Source organism: Wolbachia endosymbiont of Muscidifurax uniraptor (assembly GCF_054149795.1).
On record NZ_CP083727.1, the window covers coordinates 588,974 to 606,793 of the forward strand.

Here is a 17,820-nt window from a genome sequence, read left to right on the forward strand (position 1 = left end):
TGGATCAGAGTTTATATTAAGTCGTTGCCGTAACCATGGTAAGAGAAAGCCATACCTTCACTGTAACCATCATTACCAGCATCAGGTTCTTTAACATCATCAGTTACTACCTGATCTTCAGTTGTGATTTTATCCTTGATCGTCTCGTCTACACCCTCATCACTATAAGAAAATTTGTTAGTATGTGAATAGCGATTATTGATTTTATCACTATAGTTATGTTTTAACATAGAGACCTCCTATACAGTCAAAATTGGAATTACATTAAGATAGAACAAGCTATGAATATAACGTGAATGAAAGAAACTACAGATCACGAAATTTCCGGATAACTATGGAACCATTATAAAATAATAAAATTAAAAATTTAATAATTTTAATTATAAATCTAGCATATCAACTAACGGTATGATTTAAATTTTCTTTCAATTCCACTGTATCTTCGCCAGTTTTGCATATAGCCCGTCTTTACTTATTAGAGAGTCATGAGTGCCTACTTCTTCTACTTTTCCATGATTAATTACTATAATCTTGTCAGTCTTGAGTGCGGTTGATAGCCTGTGTGTAATTACGATTGTTGTTCTGTTTTGCATTAACTTGCTCAATGCTTTTTGCACGAGGTTCTCACTTTTGTAATCAAGGGCAGAGGTTGCTTCATCCAGTATTAAAACCTGAGGGTTTTTGAGTATGGCTCTTGCTATTACAATACGTTGTTTTTGTCCTTCAGAAAGTTTTAATCCTCTTTTTCCTACAAATGTATCAAATTTATCAGGCAGCTTATCAATAAATTCCATCGCATAAGCGCTGATGGCTGCTTGCTTCACTTCCTCATATTCGGCACCTGGTTTGCCATATAGTATATTTTCCATTATTGAGCAAGAGAATATCATGTGATCTTGTGGCACTAAGCCAAACAACGATCTGAGGTCATTTAGCGCAATTGACTTAATGTTGTGCCCATCGATAGTAATGCTACCTTTGTTTGGATCATGAAAACGGAGCAGAAGCTTTAAAATGGTGCTTTTACCACTGCCAGATGGTCCAACAATTGATACTGCTTGACCTGCCTCTATAGAAAATGATACGTTATTTAACGCTGGCTTATCAGACTGAGATTCATAAAAAAATGTTACACCATTAAACGAAATTCCTTTTTGAACACTACAAATTTTTATAGGATCATCGGGATCTGCTATAGAGCTTTTCATATTTTTAAATTCAAATAAACGCTCTACTATTCCAAGACCTCGTTGTAAATCACTGATATTATCACTCAAATTATTTATAGCTCCTGCTGCGAGCGCTGAATAAAACACAAATGAGGAGAGTTGTCCAATAGTTATATTATTGCTTAAGACTTCTTTAATACCAAAAAAGAGCAAAACAACTAGTGAACCTATCACACACGTGATAACTAGAGTTACTAAAATAGCACGCAAGAGTACTAATTTTACGTATGATTTTGATACTGAGTTTAAATGTTCCTTAAAACGGATTTTTTCGTTTTCCTCGAGTACAAACGATTTGATAGTCACTATAGATCTAAAATTTTCCTCACTAAATGACGCAAGCTCACTTAATTTATCCTGAGCAAAGCGTGCATAGCTACGCACTTTTTTTCCAAGTGAGGTCATGATAATGAGTAGTATAGGTATTATTGCGGCTGCATACGCAGTTAGTTGTATATTTGTATATAATAACATAGCAACACTGCCAATCAGAATCACAAAATTTCGTAATATGGTTAGTAAGCTGCTGTTTATTATTGATTGCAGCACAGAGGTATCAGTAATTAACGCTGAGATAACATCTTGTACGCCTGTGTTCTCAAAGAAACTTGGTTGCAAGTTAGTGATACTGCTATATAAGTCATATCTGATTCTTGCGATAACTTTCTCGCTGCCAATGCCAATGAAATATAACCGAGTAAATGCAGTGAGAGAAATGGCTAAAACTATAAGTATTGCAACTAATAGTTTGGTAGTAAAATCTTGCTCTGTGCCAGAATCAATTATATTGCTTAAGCCTCTGCCAAAGAGGAGGATCGTTAAGGCTGAAAATAAAACTGCAATAAAAGCTATGACAAAATAGGATAGATTAGGCTTTATATAGTAAAATAACTGCCTAATATTAGATCGCATCTTATTTTAAAGTTTCTAAAGTTAAGTATATAGATTTTAGTTTCAGGGGAAAGGGGAAAGGTGTAGTATGAAGCAATTTAGGTTCTGCAGCTGTTATAGTCCACCAAGAAAGGGTAGTAGCCCGCAGAAACGAAAAACTTGCTTGACAAACTCCGCCAGTCCTCTTATCATGGTATTGAAGGTGTTCAGTTATCTTCATCTGTGCAGATTAAACAGCAAGAAAACGACGTGGTTGGCGTCTTATTTTTAATTTTTTGCACTATGTGCACCTTATGTCTTCACAACATTTCTAGGTTTTTACCTATATAAGCTGAAACGCGCTTATAAGTCGTTTAAGACAGTATAGTGCGCCAATTTGCAGGATTAGAGAGTGACAACTAGCTAACACGGGGTTTCTTTTGCCTTTTTTTCTGCTTAGTAAATTTCTTAAACATTTAAACTAAGGTGAGTTGCATTTAAAAGCAGCTAAATTGCAGTGTTTAAGACTTAAAAAACGCCAATACTGAAAATAGACAATGACTAGGGCTTCTTTTGCCTTTTTTTTCGTTTGGTAAATTTCTTAATGTTTATGGCTAAACGACAACCGTCATCCCGCTACGTGTTAGCGGGATGACGGTTCGTGGCGGCGTGACGATAAGCTCGTCATCCCGTTGCTTGTTAGCGGGATCTCTTGTTAGCGGCTGAGATACCGCGAATGAATCGCGGTATGACGGTTCGTGGCGGCGTGACGATAAGCTCGTCATCCCGCTACGTGTTAGCGGGATCTCTTGTTAGCGCCGCGGCGGTATGACGGTTTGCGGTGGTATGACGATAACCTCGTCATCCCGCTACGTGTTAGCGCCACGGCGGTATAGCTATACTTAAAAATATGGTTGAATAGTTGTTAATAATAGTGTATGATTATTAATCTTTTCTCAGTATTTTTACTATGGCTCTTTCTAAATTTCTCGATCCAAAATTGGACCTAACATTTAAAAAAATATTTGGTACTGAGAGAAATAAGAATATTCTTATTCATTTTTTGAACGATATTTTAGGATGTACTGAAGCCAACACTATACAAGAAGTAGAATTCTTGAGCACCATTATGGACCCTGAAATTGCTTCTGATAAACAAAGCATTGTTGATGTTCTTTGCAGGGATTCTAGTGGGAACAGGTATATAATTGAGATGCAGCTCACTCGTGATAAAGGCTTTGAAAAACGCGCACAACTTTATGCTGCTAAGGCTTACTCAAGACAAGCTGATAAATCTGGTAAATACGTTGATTTAAAGAAGATTTTCTTTATCGCGATTTCAAATTGTACCTTATTCCCTGATAAGCTTGACTATATATCTAGCCATACCATAAGAGATGAGAAAACCAATGAACATGACTTAAAAGATTTTCAATTTATCTTCGTAGAGCTGCCAAAATTTCCTAAGAGTAGAGCAGAACAACTAGAAAGTGTAGTAGACCGTTGGCTATTTTTTTTCAAATATGCAGATGAAACAACGGACGAAGATCTCAGAAAAATTGCGGAAAAATCACCAATAATAAAGCTAGCATATGATGAATTAGATAAGTTTCACTGGAATGAAAAAGATCTAATAGCTTATGAAGAAAGAATAATGGATCTGCGCAAAGAAGAAGCCATTCTTGAATACAGACTTGATCTTGCTAAAGAGGAAGGTAGAAAAGAGAGGGAAATTGAAGTCGCAAAGAATCTACTTAAAGCAGGTGTTTCTTTTAATATTATAGCTCAAACTACTGGTCTTTCTATGAGTGAGATCAAAGAATTGCAGAATTAAGTGTGAATGGTTACGAAAAATATAAGTTTTTGCGATAAACGACATAGTGATGTATTTGTTGTTCAGCATGTCAGTGGAATATTTTCTGAAAAATTTCCACATAACTCTTTCAGATTTCATAATATCTCTTGCCACTCATCTGAACAGATACCCATTTTGGAGGGATACCAATAATAGTTGTGAGCGGTACAAGTTTAGTCCATATACCTTCCAAGCATAACACGCTCACGAAACTTTAATGCGATAGCTTGGTTTCTACTGAAAGACAGCATTATGCCAAGTGCGATGCTCGAAGATAAAAGAGAAGAACCACCATAGCTAAGTAATGGCAGGGTTATGCCGGTGGTTGGAAAAACACTCAATGTTACCCCTATGTTTATTATGAATTGTGTGATGAATTGAATTGAGATACCGAGAATCACCAACAGATTAAATAATTCATTTTCCCTATATGCAATGTAAAGCAAGCGGGCGGAAATGATGCCAAATAACATCAATGTGGCTAAGCACGTAATCAAACCAAATTCTTCTGCTAAAACAGAAAACACAAAATCTGTATGGCAATCAGGAAGAGAGGCTTTTACGCTACCTTCACCAGGTCCAACTCCAGTTAATTGACCTCTTTTGAATGCTTCTAATGATTTTGTGACTTGAAAGTTATCGCGTTGCGTAAAAAAGACAAAATTGTAAATCCTTTGCTTTATATGTGGGAGGCATAAGTAAGCTATTGTAGTTCCAGTTGTGGCCATTCCTATTATGCATAGAAAGTATAAAAGTGGTATACATGCAATAAACATTTGACCAATAAAAGAATATGTTAAAAGCATAGACATACTGAAATCAGGTTGCAAAAGTAACAACACAAAAACTAACAGAAATATTATGATTGATATGTGTATTTTAAACTTCATTTCGCTGGCCAAGATACTAGCTATAACAACAGAAAAAAATGGCCTTACGAACTCAGATGGTTGAACTGAAATTTTGACAATATGTAACCATCGTTTCGCACCTTTTACCTCTATACCAAGTATTATCGCAGTTGCTACTAGAATAGTAAATAAAGCGAAACCTGCGAATGAGAGGTTAAGTATAGTTCTTGTGTTGAGAAAAGAAAATGTCACCAAGGCAATTAGTGACAGGACTATATAAATTGTATGGCGCCGTATAAAATAATCTTGTGGTAAAGAAAGACGCTGCGCAATTACAGGGCTTGCTGAATAAACAAGAATGAAGCTTATAGTGAGCAAAAAAAACACTGGAAGGATGAGATAATAATCCAGCGTTCTATACCAGAGTTTAATATTCATTTTGTTCCAATGTGTAATGCCACTATTCCATAGCTCATATTATGAAACTCAACATTCTTAAAACCTACCTCTTCAATTTCCATTTTAAAATCAGCCTGAGTTGGAAACTCTCTAATGCTCTTCACTAAATATTCATAAGAACTCTTGTCTTTAGCAACTATGCTGCCAATTTTAGGAATTACTTTAAATGAATATAAGTCATAAAGTTTGGTAAATATCTCATTTTGATAGTGCATAGGGGCAAATTCTAAGCAGATAAATTTCCCATGTGGTTTTAATACCCTGTGCGCCTCATTTAAAGCCTTCTTGCGGTCAGAAACATTTCGAATACCAAAAGCTATTGTGCAATAATCAAATTCGGAGTCTTCAAATGGTAAACTTTCTGCACTTGCACATACCCAATCAAAATTAATTTGGTTTGAATTTATAGCTTTATCACGTCCTCTGTTTAGCATGTTTTGATTTATATCGCATACTGTAACCTTAGCACTTGGCTCTTTTCTTACTACTCTTATTGCTATATCTCCAGTTCCTCCAGCAACATCTAAAACCTGAGAGTTTTTTGTAAAATGCACACTATTTACCATCTTATCTTTCCATAATCTGTGCATTCCGAGGCTCATTATATCATTCATGGTGTCGTAGCGACTTGCCACGGAATCGAATACCTCTTTAACTAATTGTGATTTCTTCTCGATTTTTATAGTAGACATTACGTAAAAACTCCTTTATAACTAGTAAAAATTAATTTGAATTAACACAAATGTCAACAACAGGCCTTGAGCCTGTTAAAATCTTCTTCGGCGTGGTATGATGACCGAGTTAGTGGGCTTGATGCAACCACTAGGAACCCTTTGGAGTAAGCAATATATTTATAATGCTCAAATTCCTCTGGGGTAACATACCTATCAAGTTTTGCATGTTTTGGAGTTGGTTGTAGATATTGACCAATTGTAATAAAATCAACCTCAGCACTGCGCAAATCGTCCATAACCTGCAGTATTTCCTCTTTTGTTTCTCCAAGACCGACCATAAGCCCTGACTTTGTGAAAACTTTGGGATTAATCTGCTTTACCATCTTCAGTAAATATAGTGAATGAAAATAGCGAGCTCGTGGTCTTATTTTTGCATACAATCTCGGCACTGTTTCAATATTGTGGTTATAGACATCAGGTGATGCAACAGCGATTGCTTCAAATGCTCCTTTCTTATTTAAAAAATCAGGAGTTAAAATCTCTATTGTTGTTTCTGAAGTTATCTTTCTAATTTCTTCTATGCACTGTATAAACTGATTTGCGCCACCATCTGGCAAATCATCACGATCAACGGAAGTAATAACAACATGCTTTAAGTTTAACTTTTTTATTGCTTTTGCTAAATTTTCTGGTTCATGAGGATCTAGTTTATCAGGAATGCCAGTTGCAACGTTGCAAAATGCACAAGCACGAGTGCAAACAGAACCGAGAATCATTACAGTAGCATGACGTTTATTCCAACATTCACCAATGTTTGGACATGCAGCCTCTTCGCACACTGTATGCAAGTTATGCAGTTTAACGATGTTTAAGGTCTCATTGAATACTTCACCGGTCGGAGCTTTTGCTCTGAGCCATTGAGGTTTGTTATGCATCTGAAACGGCTAACTCTACCTCTTGCTTTACTAAAACTTTTTTCAACCTTCTTTTTATCTTCTGCGCTTTCTCACTTAGTTTAATCGTTCTTGTGTTGAGCAAAAAAGCATCTAAATCACCTTTGTAATCTATAGTTCTCAAAGTTCTTGTTGCCACACGAAATCTAAACTTTTTATTTAATATATCACTTGTCAACGTAACCTTATGTAAATTTAAAAGAAAGGTACGCTTTGTTTTACGATTCGAATGTGATACCTTATTACCAAAAGATTTTTTTCTATTTGTTAATTCACAAACTCTACTCACTTCAATATACCAAATTATTCTATGTACTTAGATTACCTTATATAGTCAAATAGTCAATACTCTCTTGCTTAATTTTTATACCATATACTGCTTTATAGCCAAAAAATATCGTAATTTTTTCTATTATAAGAGAAATCATATGCTGAATTTCCAATGCTTTGCTGCCATTTGTTACTACCAGATGCAACACACCCGAATTTATATTCTGTGCATATGAGATCTTTTTCGGTTTTGTACACTCTGCTATTTCTTTCCCTACTATATTTCGCCAGTTTAAAATCAGACGTATTTCATTTTTACTAATCTTATTTTTCATGCATTTTAATGCATAGTTTTCAATTATAGACTTTAATTTTTTTGGACCGCTGTGTTTGAGCATTTTTCTGTTTTGTTTCTAGTATAACTAAATAAGTAAGGTTTACCACTACATTGGATTTCTTAAAGCCCTGTCATTCCAGTGCGTACTGCACAAACATTGTAATTTGAGTCCACCAGGGAGGATGTCATCCCAGTGCTCAGACACATAGCTGTACGAACATTCATTTTTGAAGGTAAATTGCACAGCAAATGGTGTCATTCCAGTCTGGAATCCAGAAATTTTGCTTATAACTGAGCTGATGAGCTAAAGGTAGTTGTCTTACGCTAAAATAAACGTTTTTAATTAAGTTGCATAGAACCAGTGTCTGGGCACTGGGATGACACCCCACTGGTGGGAATTGCTCCCAAACTACAACGTTCGTACAGTTGTGTGCTCAGACTACTTGGATCCAGAAAAATTGATTGTGCACTATACAACATTTTCGATCAAAAGCTGGATGCCAGTGTCAAGCACTGGCATGACACCATTTGCTGTGTTTAACAAAAATAAATGTTCGTACAGTTGTGTAGCTGACACTGGGATGACAACCTTCTAACTGCTTTACAAACCTCTAGCCTCACACCATAAAAGCAGTATTTTTATGTAAAATTTATCTCAACGTAGCACTTGTCAAGTAAGTCGTTCCATTCAAAAATTTTTGTTTTGCCTCATAATTAACCTTATAGCTGTTTTAATTGTAATTGGTTAAATTATTATTAATTTGCCAGGCTAGATCCAAAAAATAGCATAATCAATATGCAAATTGTAATAGAAATCACGTTTGCGTATGGTTTATTGCTATGCGGTTAATCTTTCCTCAATCCAAGCTGCTTGAATAGCTTCGAGTATTTTTTCGTTACAGCGTTTTTCATCATCATCAAATTCCTCTAAACTCAAGACCTTTTTTTTAAGCTCAGTGAATCTGATACTAATTATATTCTCATCTGGAAATTTTTCCTCCAGAGCTTCTACAATATCTTCTATATCAAACCATTTCATACTTTTTTGTATTTATCTGCTAAGTTAAATTGGTGCCCATGGGGAGACTTGAACTCCCAAGGTCGCAAAACCCACGGATTTTAAGTCCGCTGCGTCTACCGATTCCGCCACACGGGCTTTTTTTATCTATCTAGAGTAAAACTCTACTACTAAATTGACTTCCATGTCTGCTGAATAAGGAACCTCAGAATATTGAGGTGACCTCAAATACTTCACTGAATGCTCTTTACTATCTGCTTCTAAATAATCCGGAGCCTTGCGCTCTTGTTTTTGTTCAGCCTCTACTACTACAGGGATTTTTGCTGCCCTTTCTCTTATTTTTATTATATCACCTGGCTTCACTCGATAACTCGATATGTTAACCACCTTATCATTAACTGTAACGTGCTTATGAGATATGAGCTGCTTTGCTGAGTAAATTGTTGGAACAAGACCAGAGTGGTATAAAACAGAACTTAATCTCGATTCTAAGATACCGATAAAATTATCAGCCGTATAACCCTTTCTGTTATAAGCATCTAAAAATGTACGTCTGAGCTGCTTACTTGAAATCGCATAGTAAAACTTAAATTTCTTATGCGCAGCAAACTGCTTACCAAAGTCGGATAACTTCTTGAATCCAAGAATACCATGTTGACCTGGAGGGTATTTCCTTTTGTTTACTGGGTCTTTAGCTCTACCCCATAAATTTACACCAAGTCTACGGCTAATCCTATACTTTCTAGTGATAACAGTTGTCATATAAAAACTCTCACGATTTAACTTTAGATTATTAAGGATTTTAGCACTCAGTGTCAACTTGTTTTTGCTGATATAATCTTTTATACTTCATTTTTAAGTTTTTCTATTAACACATGAATCATTCACATTTAAAATCTATGGCAAACGCCATCCGTTTTTTATCAATTGATGCAGTACAAAAAGCAAACTCTGGACACCCAGGTATGCCACTTGGCATGGCAGATGTTGCAACTGTTTTGTTTGCTAAATATCTGAATCATAATCCTGATGATTCTAAATGGTTCAATAGAGATCGCTTTGTTTTATCAAACGGTCATGGGTCAATGTTACTATACTCAATATTATATTTGACAGGTTATATTAGCATAGATGAGCTAAAAAACTTCAGGCAAATGGGATCCAAGACCCCAGGTCATCCAGAGTTCGGCTTGACTTCCGGGGTAGAGGCAACAACAGGCCCGCTCGGTCAGGGGTTTGCCGCTGCTGTTGGCATGGCACTTGCTGAATCAATCCTTAAAAAGCAATTCAGAATCAATCACCACACTTACGTGATGCTAGGGGATGGCTGTCTTATGGAAGGAATAAGCCATGAAGCAGCATCACTTGCTGGGCATCTTAAATTGAATAAGCTCATAGCTCTTTTTGATGATAATGATATCTCTATAGATGGCGCTACTTGCCTTTCCTGCTCTGATGATGTAGAGAAACGCTTCTTAGCGTATGGATGGAATGTTGACAAAATTGATGGCCACGATTTTGATGCCATATCCTTTGCAATAGAGCAAGCAAAAAAGTCTGGTAAACCTACAATGATCTGCTGCAAAACCATTATCGGAAAATTTTCAAGCCGTGCTGGCACATCCTCTGCTCACAGTGGTGCTTTTTCGGAGGAAGACATAAAACAGATGAGAGAGAAATTAAACTGGAATTATGAACCATTCCATGTACCAGAAGATGTGAAAAATGCCTGGAAGAAAACTGTTGAGAGAGCAAAACAAAACTACACGATGTCATTCCAGCGCGTAACGCTGGAATCCAGGAAAGAAGAAAAAGAATGGATCCCAGTGTCAAGCACTGGGATGACAAGAGAGAGTACTGGGATGACAGAAGAGAATGCTGGGATGACAGGGTATCATGCAGAACTTCAAAGACGGTTAGATAAACATCTACCAGATAATATCGCTGGTGTTTTAGCTGACCTGAAGAAACAAATATGTGAGCTAATGCCAAACGAAGCTACTCGATCTTCTTTCGGCAGAGTAATGGAACTTTTAACTGAGTCTATGCCGGAATTAATCGGCGGTTCTGCTGATCTTACTGGGTCAAATTGCACTAAATATAAGCACATGCAGGTAATAAATAGCAATAATTATAGTGGCTCTTATGTCCACTATGGAGTGAGAGAGCACGCTATGGCAGCATGTATGAATGGTATGGCACTTCACGGCGCGATTCTTCCTTATGGCGGCACTTTTTTGGTATTTTCCGACTATTGTCGTCCTGCTATACGTCTTTCAGCTCTGATGAAGCAGCAGGTTATGTATGTCATGACTCACGACTCAATTGGAGTGGGAGAAGATGGCCCAACTCATCAGCCAATAGAGCATTTAGCCTCTTTGCGTGCTATACCAAATCTATATGTTTTTAGGCCAGCCGATGCAGTTGAAACTCTTGAGTGTGTTAGCATTGCACTCGAAAAGAAAGAATCTCCAGCACTGTTTGCGCTCTCAAGGCAAAACGTAAGTTACATGCGCAAGTTCTACTCTGATATCGATCAATCTGCTAATTTATCGAAGTTTGGTGCATATATTTTGTGTGAATGTTCAAAAGAATTAAAAGTGACGATATTTGCTACGGGGTCCGAGGTTGAAATTGCAGTTGAAGCAAGGGAGAAATTGCAGGAAAAGGGTATAGGTACAAGGATTGTTTCTATGCCATGCTGGAGGCTTTTTGACGAGCAAAGCGATGAATATAAAGCGGCAATATTAAATAATGACAGCATTAAAGTTGCAATTGAAGCCGGAAGTGAAATGGGTTGGCATAAATACATAGGTTCAAACGGTATATTTATTGGCATGAAAAGCTTCGGAGAATCAGCACCTTATAAAACACTTTATGAGCATTTTAATATCAGTGCTGATCACGTAGTAAAATGTGTGTGTGAGAAACTGGTTTACATTGAGTAGACTTCTTGCATTACTCTACACATCTGTGTTCATTGCACTATAATGACCACCACTACTATCTTCTTCGTCTAATGAATCGGATCTAAGTAAAGAAACACTAGCATCGGTTTGCGATGTAGATTCATCAGTGTTAGACCCAAATAACCATGAAAAAAAATCACTAAAAAATGATCCTATTAATGAAAAAGGCTTCATAAGTATACTAAACAAACTACCAAAAAAAGAGCTCGGCTGTTCTTCTGTTTGTGCAGGTTCTGTGGAAGCAACAGGACCTACATCGTTGTCTTGTACATCAGCTCCTTTTTCTCCATTGATGTCTTGCTCTCTCTGTGATTGATTTGAATCTTCCTCCTCTTCCTCTTGACCCCCTTCACTATCTGTCGCTGGCTCACCCACTGAACCATCATCAGATTCTTCTGCGGGTTGCAATAGAGTTTTTATTTCTTCGTTAGTAGTTAAATCTAAGGGAGTCTTTCCATCTTCATCTTTTATATTAACATCTGCTCCTTCACTTATTAGACTTTTTACTTTCTCAATATTACCTTCTAGAGCAGCCTTACGTAATTCAGCATTTATATCTCTGTTTGAATTGCTCATCCCATACCTCCTGTAAAACTATATTGTTATGATAAAGTCGTTAATAATCTATGAACTCTCACCCCCTGTAAAATTATATTATCATGATAAAGTCATTAATAACCCATGAGCTCTGGATCACGCAAATAATGGTTATTCCCTGTGTTTTTCAGTACATTTGAGCTGGCTGTACATAAGAATTGCAATTGTAGAGCATGCTATTGTTAATAGTAAATTTGGTAAAATACCATAGCGAAAAAATTTTCCTACTATATATATTCCAATAGCCCCAAACATCATATTGCAGAATGAGAGAACTGCACTACCAAGCCCTATACCTTTGATCGTTTCTAAAGCAGAAGTTACGTTATTGCTTATTATTAATGCAAGTCCGATATTGGCTGGAATCCAAACAGTTTGAAGAATTAATATATTTAACTTGTCCGCGAAATAAAAATATACCAATAAACTATCGGATATTATCGGTAACACCAAACCTATTATTAGCATTTTGCTAACCCCTACTTTTGGTACATACCTTCTATTAATTAAAGTTCCAATTATGTAAAATATGACTATGATCGATATGAGGTAGCCAAAATACTGTACTTCAATGCCCATCGATTCAAATATGAACGGGTAGTTAGCAATGTATGCCCAAAGCCACATGAAAGTTAATCCATGAATGGCTGAAAACCCAAGGAAACGATAATTTCTAAATATTGATATATATTGCTTGCAGATATTAGTAGTTATGTTAGTTATACTGGTTTCATTTTTATTTACAGTGAGTGTTTCTTGTAACTTAAAGTAGATAAAAATAAGTATAGCAATTGCTGCAAGTGATATAATAAAAAACAAAAATTTCCAACTATACCCATGTGAAATTATATAACTGCCCACCACTGGAGCTATTCCAGGTGAGAGTGCCACAACCATATTTAATTTTGAAATGACTCTCGAGTATTCACTACCCGAGTACATATCCCTTATTGCTGCATACCCAACAACACCTGCAACACCAGCCCCTGTTCCTTGTATGAAGCGAATTAGTATCAAGAGCGCAATACTGTCGGCTATATAACACATGACACTTGCCAAAGTAAAAATTGTCATACCAATCAGCATCATTGGACGCCTACCATAATGGTCCGATAATGGACCATAAATTAATCCAGACACCGCAAATCCAACTAGATTCAAGCTAATTGTAAGCTGCACTACACTGCCTTCTACTTTAAAATAATTGGCAATGCTTGGTAGTGCAACTGAGTACAGGTCAGTTGCCATATCGACAATTGCTACAGACAATATCATAATAAGAGAGATGATATTTTGCGAAAGAGCTGTTTTCACTTAATGATTTATTGGTAAATATGCTTAATTATAATGTATTTTTTTCATTAGTATAAGTACAATGTTACATAGTAAACGATGTCATGCGAGTAGCGGACACTGAAATCTTAAGCTAAAATCATAAAAAGCACGAATTTCAATATCTTATCTTGAATTATTCACTTTAAGCTTTAAGTCTTCAACAGAAGATGCATTTGCCTCACTTACTACCTTTAGTGGTTCACCAAGATTATGCTCTATTTTTATATTATGCTCAGGATCGTACTCTATTCTTGTATCAAACTCAAAGCCCAATTTCTCACAAAGTTTTTTGAAATACTCAATAATCTTATTTATAATATAAGTAAGCTTATCAAACAAACCGTCATCACCAGCTTTATAGTTCTCTAACTCTTTAGGAATGGTAAGAAGTACTTTACCATCTTCATATACCACATTTTCACCTTCACATTTTAGTTTAAACTCCGCTGAACTGCAAAAACCTGGTGTTTCGATATATGTATAATCATCATAGTTAAGCATTTTTGTATATTTCATGCTAAAACTAAGCTTTATACAATTGGGTTCACGACAATCCATAATATACTCTCTTGTCATACAGTTGCTTTGCGTTAACAAATGAAAAGATCCAAGAGCGTGACTCATATCATTAGGAAGAAAATGAGTATATCCGCCCTGATAATAGTTATTTATTAACTCTTCAATAATAGAGTTATTGGGAATTGTTGCACCAACGTGTTTAAACATTTCTGTAAAAATTTGTCTGAGAAATGGACGATAATTCCCTTTTCCGTTTTCATCCCGTAGAATTAGATTTTTATGGTTTGAATACAGATCGTTAATAAATTCGTTAGTTATTTTTTGTCCGTTAATAGCAAGGCCGTGTGTTCTATTAAGATCCTTATATGTTCCCTCACCAGAAATTACTTCGTCCCCAGTGTTAGCTTTGAAATCAGCATATTTGAGCTTCTTCACTTCAGCTTTCAACGCATTGACCATTTCCTTTGACATGTTATATCTCTACCATTAATACCTGTATATTGATTCTAGCACTTACTTTATTAAATTTCAATTACTAAATGAATTTATCACTTTCACTTCCGTATTTTCCAGCGATTCACCGTAAGTCACTGCTTTTAGGTAAAACTTTTTTCCCCTTTGCACTTCGAAAGATATTATTGAATCATCAAGTAGAACAAATTTTTCACCTGCAGTGTGCTGATACTCTTTAGTACCTTCTTGTCCTCTGATTAGGTTACTAAGCTTATATTTATTTTTATCTATAAGTTCAGCATTCTGGAATTTCACTATCTCTTTTCCAACTAGTGCTAAATTTGAGTCCGCAATTGAAGTTATGTTTCCAAAACGTAACACTACTATAAGCCCCTCGTCGGTAGATTCCATTACATATCCGTAAGTAGACTGCTTGTTTGTGCTTGCAATAGGCTTATAATCCTTATCGTTGTACGAAATAAAGAGTGTTGCTCCCTTCCAATTCTTTTCCTCACTAATTAAAGTAAAGCTTGCACTATTACCTTTAATATCCGGTAAATCTATCATTTCTACGATGGTTTTGCTAATGTGAGAGGGAGGGTATTCCTTCAGCATAAGTGACCTTGTTGAAGAAAAAGAAAGCTTATATATAGAGTGATCATAACCAACGCCAATTACTTGAATGGACATGCTTTCGAATTTTGTTTTTATAATTCTCACCGTATGCTTTTTCTCACCGTCTAAAATCGTTATTACATCACTTGGCACAAGCCACGCATATTTTATCGGCAGCTTGAAATTGTATATATTTCTCCCTTGCCACGAAGAATAAAGTAAAACCTCAGCTATATTTTGCGCCTCTCCCTCCTCCATAATGAGCGGTATTTCAACTGTTATAGCAGCGCCTTGCTTTGGCAACTCAGCATATTTAACATCAATTGGATAGCCAAAATTGCGATTAAAATAAACGACGTTAACTTTATTGTTTAAATCTAATTGACTGATATTAGCAAGTTTTGAATTGTTACTGAAAACCATTTCACCAATTGGTATTCCAGTCGTAACTCCCCTGCCCTTTTGGACAAATTTCAGTTTAGAGTCCTGTTCAACCACATCAAAAAAATAGCAACTTTGCAGCATTTTAATAATTGAACGTACCGATTGCTGGTCGTTTATCACATACCCAGACAATAACCCTTTGACGTTGCTTGTATCGAACTGATCGCTTTTTAAACCTGTTTTTTGTAACAGATCCGATAAAACATCGGAAATATTAAGCTGTGAAAGCTTTCCCTGAATCCAATGTCCTGTCTGCCAATTATGGCAGTCAGCCCACACATCACATAAATTGGGAAAGTAAGGAAATGGCCTTGCATCCCATGCCCAGAGAAACATTTTTTCTACCATTTCTGAACTTTGCCACTTTTTTAGCGTTCCTTCAATTGCAATTTTTTGCGAAAGAAAGCTCACCTCTCCGTTTGAATATCGTGGATATTTGCTCTCTATGCTGCCTTTGTCAACAAACACATTTGGCTCATTAGTGCAGCCGTTCATACTGGGAAATCCATACTCAGTAAACCATATTTTTTTCATTTTTGGTTGCCATTTCGTTTTACTACCACCTGGATTTATGTGAGTTTCACTCCACCATTTTGCTATGTTTTTCCACGCATACCTGCTGTCGTTATACTTTACTCTTTCAGGCTCACCCTTTGAGTAATCATAGAAATAATCATACCCCACTCCACTGCTCCAACCACCCATTACATCTTCCGCGGAATAACCAAAAGGAGGCTCTGGACCATCAGTCAGTGGAAAATAAGCATCTATGCCAACAACGTCGATATACTCTGAAGACCACAGTTCATCCATATTATACCAACCATCATATGAATGGTATTCGCTCCAATCTGCAGCGTAGGTAACTGTTACTTCTTTTCCAAGATTAAGTTTTATCTGCTTTGCAAGCTTGACCAGCTCTATAACGGCAGGGTAATTCCCTTGTTCATCCCTGATTTTGGTAAGTTGCGCAAATTCAGAACCAATGATAAACCCTTCCACTTTAGTTTGTTTGGCAATGCTTGCATAATGCTCTATAAATTTGTTGTACTGATTCTTAAAAAAATCACTTATATCTTCAGGAGTCCCGCTCAACCTTCCTCGCCACTCTTTGTTCTTTGTATCAAGTAAGGGCATTGGATAGAGCATCACCTTGTAGCCTCTGCTGTGTAGCTCTTCTATATATCTTATCAACGCTGCATCACTAACTGTGCCACCATACCTTGGGTTTCCACTCGCATCTTTTGAAATTAGCTGAGCATTATCTCTGGTTACACCCCCTACTTGCCAATCATCAGGTAATATTGCGGAATCATCTTGAAATTCAACTGCAGGATATATTTTACAATCTTTAATGTTCAGATCATTCACAAACCAATTGACTACTACCGATACCCACTCAACATTTGGTAAATCTCCCTTTAATTGATCCAAAGAAAGCATTGCATCGCTCTTTTTAGTGTGGTTGTTGTGATTTACCCTTTGCGCCAGCCCATATGGGATATATTGGTTGCTGCTTATTTTCTCTTGCGCGATTTTCTTCTGTATTTTTGTATCATATACAAACTCACCTGAACCTGGTATGATATTGATATTCCGAATATTTTTTGCTACTGAAAATTCATTTGACTTTACTGCAGTTTGCACTTCAAACGTAAATACCGGAACATGATTATTATAGTCTGCTAAAGGAAAATTCTTGATGACTATGTAAGATATTCCCCTATAAGCCGGCACATTCCCCTCTCCTTCAATTGATGACATAAATGGATCAGGATTTTGGTCTTCTCTGCCGCTGTAAAAAGTATAATCTATTTCATCAAAGCTAAGTGATGTTGTATCTGCCCAGATTCTGTTTAATTTTTCTACTTTCCCCTTGCAGATCGCAATTGCAAGCGTTGCGTAGTAATTATATGTAACGTTCATACCTCTTCCAATTTTGCTTTTGGTGGTTATCGCCTCTTCTTTTATTGGCTGTGACCAAATAATGTTCCCTGCAACACGAGCAGTGCCATAGATAATTGGAATCGTTCTGCCGTAGGTTGAGGTTTGAACTTGCAGATTTTTTAGTCTCGCACCATGCGTTACTTTTTGCTCGGCATCAAGGCCGAACATTGCCCCATCTAGCTGTGCACCAAGAAGAGCACCGAGTTCTGAGCCGATAATCCGGCCAATTGGACCAAAAATGCTGCCTGCTTGACCAAAAATTGATGATAAAATTATTGTAGACATGGTAATCCTCCTTTTGATAGATTTTTTTGAAATTGTTGAGAAAAGATCCAAGTGTCACGCTACTTGGATGACACCTATAACCTTGTCATCCCAGTGCTTCCTCCTTTGTCATCCCAGTGCTCCGACACTTGTATCTTTAT

17 protein-coding genes and 1 tRNA gene are annotated in these 17,820 nt (G+C 36.5%); 3 read left to right on the forward strand and 15 right to left on the reverse strand.

Annotation, left to right across the window (positions count from 1 at the left end; genetic code table 11):
• Positions 1-11: 11 nt before the first annotated feature.
• Both LA754_RS03035 and LA754_RS03040 read right to left on the reverse strand, forming a co-directional pair.
• Positions 12-230: a hypothetical protein gene (locus LA754_RS03035; RefSeq protein ID WP_077190188.1), complete on the reverse strand. Its 219-nt coding sequence runs from the start codon at positions 228-230 to the stop codon at positions 12-14.
• A 195-nt stretch (positions 231-425) separates the two neighbouring features.
• On the reverse strand, positions 426-2,141 hold the full coding sequence (locus LA754_RS03040; protein ID WP_077188095.1) for an ABC transporter ATP-binding protein: 1,716 nt from the start codon (positions 2,139-2,141) through the stop codon (positions 426-428).
• Between the two features lie 928 nt (positions 2,142-3,069).
• Between LA754_RS03040 and LA754_RS03045 the strand changes: the two genes are divergently transcribed.
• The gene (locus tag LA754_RS03045) at positions 3,070-3,933 is read left to right on the forward strand and encodes an Rpn family recombination-promoting nuclease/putative transposase (protein ID WP_006279626.1); all 864 of its coding nucleotides are present in this window, start codon (positions 3,070-3,072) and stop codon (positions 3,931-3,933) included.
• Positions 3,934-4,127: 194 nt separating this feature from the next.
• Here LA754_RS03045 and LA754_RS03050 read toward each other — a convergent pair whose 3' ends face one another.
• From LA754_RS03050 to LA754_RS03075, 6 genes are read right to left on the reverse strand one after another with little or no spacing between them, the layout of a single operon-like run.
• Positions 4,128-5,243 carry an FtsW/RodA/SpoVE family cell cycle protein gene (locus tag LA754_RS03050; protein WP_006279625.1) on the reverse strand — a complete coding sequence of 372 codons (1,116 nt, stop codon included), beginning with the start codon at positions 5,241-5,243 and terminating at the stop codon, positions 4,128-4,130.
• On the reverse strand, positions 5,240-5,956 hold the full coding sequence (gene ubiE / locus LA754_RS03055; protein WP_006279624.1) for a bifunctional demethylmenaquinone methyltransferase/2-methoxy-6-polyprenyl-1,4-benzoquinol methylase UbiE: 717 nt from the start codon (positions 5,954-5,956) through the stop codon (positions 5,240-5,242). The genes LA754_RS03050 and ubiE overlap by 4 nt, the downstream gene beginning before the upstream one ends.
• Before the next feature lie 53 nt (positions 5,957-6,009).
• The gene (lipA, locus tag LA754_RS03060; protein ID WP_457923718.1) at positions 6,010-6,873 is read right to left on the reverse strand and encodes a lipoyl synthase; all 864 of its coding nucleotides are present in this window, start codon (positions 6,871-6,873) and stop codon (positions 6,010-6,012) included.
• Positions 6,866-7,180: a 50S ribosomal protein L28 gene (gene rpmB / locus LA754_RS03065; RefSeq protein ID WP_006279619.1), complete on the reverse strand. Its 315-nt coding sequence runs from the start codon at positions 7,178-7,180 to the stop codon at positions 6,866-6,868. The genes lipA and rpmB overlap by 8 nt, the downstream gene beginning before the upstream one ends.
• Positions 7,181-7,217: 37 nt before the next feature.
• Positions 7,218-7,559, reverse strand: coding sequence for a DUF721 domain-containing protein (locus LA754_RS03070; RefSeq protein ID WP_064125521.1), 342 nt, complete (start codon positions 7,557-7,559; stop codon positions 7,218-7,220).
• A gap of 45 nt (positions 7,560-7,604) precedes the next feature.
• Positions 7,605-7,757, reverse strand: coding sequence for a hypothetical protein (locus tag LA754_RS03075; protein WP_341810506.1), 153 nt, complete (start codon positions 7,755-7,757; stop codon positions 7,605-7,607).
• 118 nt (positions 7,758-7,875) lie between these two features.
• Here LA754_RS03075 and LA754_RS03080 point away from each other — a divergent pair, with 118 nt between their 5' ends.
• A complete protein-coding gene (locus LA754_RS03080) occupies positions 7,876-8,094 on the forward strand; it encodes a hypothetical protein (protein WP_182366768.1) in 219 nt (72 codons plus the stop codon).
• Positions 8,095-8,336: 242 nt separating this feature from the next.
• Here the strand turns inward: LA754_RS03080 and iscX are convergent, their stop codons facing one another.
• The 3 genes from iscX to rpsD form a co-directional block, all read right to left on the reverse strand.
• Entirely contained in the window at positions 8,337-8,537 is a 201-nt protein-coding gene (gene iscX / locus LA754_RS03085) for a Fe-S cluster assembly protein IscX (protein WP_077188100.1), read from the reverse strand.
• 30 nt (positions 8,538-8,567) lie between these two features.
• A tRNA-Leu gene (locus LA754_RS03090) sits at positions 8,568-8,654 on the reverse strand.
• Positions 8,655-8,663: 9 nt separating this feature from the next.
• Positions 8,664-9,278, reverse strand: a complete 615-nt coding sequence (gene rpsD, locus LA754_RS03095) for a 30S ribosomal protein S4 (RefSeq protein ID WP_010962555.1) — start codon at positions 9,276-9,278, stop codon at positions 8,664-8,666.
• Positions 9,279-9,391: 113 nt separating this feature from the next.
• Here rpsD and tkt point away from each other — a divergent pair, with 113 nt between their 5' ends.
• Positions 9,392-11,464, forward strand: a complete 2,073-nt coding sequence (gene tkt / locus LA754_RS03100; protein ID WP_077188101.1) for a transketolase — start codon at positions 9,392-9,394, stop codon at positions 11,462-11,464.
• A 15-nt stretch (positions 11,465-11,479) separates the two neighbouring features.
• Here the strand turns inward: tkt and LA754_RS03105 are convergent, their stop codons facing one another.
• From LA754_RS03105 to LA754_RS03120, 4 genes are all read right to left on the reverse strand, one after another.
• Complete coding sequence (locus tag LA754_RS03105) at positions 11,480-12,061, reverse strand: ankyrin repeat domain-containing protein (RefSeq protein ID WP_006279532.1); 582 nt, start codon at positions 12,059-12,061, stop codon at positions 11,480-11,482.
• A gap of 132 nt (positions 12,062-12,193) precedes the next feature.
• The gene (locus tag LA754_RS03110; protein ID WP_006279533.1) at positions 12,194-13,357 is read right to left on the reverse strand and encodes a multidrug effflux MFS transporter; all 1,164 of its coding nucleotides are present in this window, start codon (positions 13,355-13,357) and stop codon (positions 12,194-12,196) included.
• 183 nt (positions 13,358-13,540) lie between these two features.
• Complete coding sequence (locus tag LA754_RS03115; protein ID WP_077188103.1) at positions 13,541-14,407, reverse strand: hypothetical protein; 867 nt, start codon at positions 14,405-14,407, stop codon at positions 13,541-13,543.
• Between the two features lie 57 nt (positions 14,408-14,464).
• On the reverse strand, positions 14,465-17,680 hold the full coding sequence (locus LA754_RS03120) for a glycoside hydrolase/phage tail family protein (RefSeq protein ID WP_457923719.1): 3,216 nt from the start codon (positions 17,678-17,680) through the stop codon (positions 14,465-14,467).
• Between the last annotated feature and the right edge of the window lie 140 nt (positions 17,681-17,820).

What these genes read in the sequence shown, in the direction of transcription:
- LA754_RS03035 (WP_077190188.1), bottom strand. Translation starts at nt 230, where the DNA reads ATGTTAAAACATAACTATAGTGATAAAATCAATAATCGCTATTCACAT.
- LA754_RS03075 (WP_341810506.1), bottom strand. Translation starts at nt 7,757, where the DNA reads ATGACACCATTTGCTGTGCAATTTACCTTCAAAAATGAATGTTCGTAC.
- LA754_RS03110 (WP_006279533.1), bottom strand. Translation starts at nt 13,357, where the DNA reads ATGATATTGTCTGTAGCAATTGTCGATATGGCAACTGACCTGTACTCA.
- ubiE (WP_006279624.1), bottom strand. Translation starts at nt 5,956, where the DNA reads ATGTCTACTATAAAAATCGAGAAGAAATCACAATTAGTTAAAGAGGTA.
- LA754_RS03115 (WP_077188103.1), bottom strand. Translation starts at nt 14,407, where the DNA reads ATGTCAAAGGAAATGGTCAATGCGTTGAAAGCTGAAGTGAAGAAGCTC.
- LA754_RS03105 (WP_006279532.1), bottom strand. Translation starts at nt 12,061, where the DNA reads ATGAGCAATTCAAACAGAGATATAAATGCTGAATTACGTAAGGCTGCT.
- LA754_RS03040 (WP_077188095.1), bottom strand. Translation starts at nt 2,141, where the DNA reads ATGCGATCTAATATTAGGCAGTTATTTTACTATATAAAGCCTAATCTA.
- LA754_RS03045 (WP_006279626.1), top strand. Translation starts at nt 3,070, where the DNA reads ATGGCTCTTTCTAAATTTCTCGATCCAAAATTGGACCTAACATTTAAA.
- tkt (WP_077188101.1), top strand. Translation starts at nt 9,392, where the DNA reads ATGAATCATTCACATTTAAAATCTATGGCAAACGCCATCCGTTTTTTA.
- LA754_RS03120 (WP_457923719.1), bottom strand. Translation starts at nt 17,680, where the DNA reads ATGTCTACAATAATTTTATCATCAATTTTTGGTCAAGCAGGCAGCATT.
- LA754_RS03070 (WP_064125521.1), bottom strand. Translation starts at nt 7,559, where the DNA reads ATGCTCAAACACAGCGGTCCAAAAAAATTAAAGTCTATAATTGAAAAC.
- LA754_RS03050 (WP_006279625.1), bottom strand. Translation starts at nt 5,243, where the DNA reads ATGAATATTAAACTCTGGTATAGAACGCTGGATTATTATCTCATCCTT.
- LA754_RS03080 (WP_182366768.1), top strand. Translation starts at nt 7,876, where the DNA reads ATGACACCCCACTGGTGGGAATTGCTCCCAAACTACAACGTTCGTACA.
- lipA (WP_457923718.1), bottom strand. Translation starts at nt 6,873, where the DNA reads ATGCATAACAAACCTCAATGGCTCAGAGCAAAAGCTCCGACCGGTGAA.
- rpsD (WP_010962555.1), bottom strand. Translation starts at nt 9,278, where the DNA reads ATGACAACTGTTATCACTAGAAAGTATAGGATTAGCCGTAGACTTGGT.
- iscX (WP_077188100.1), bottom strand. Translation starts at nt 8,537, where the DNA reads ATGAAATGGTTTGATATAGAAGATATTGTAGAAGCTCTGGAGGAAAAA.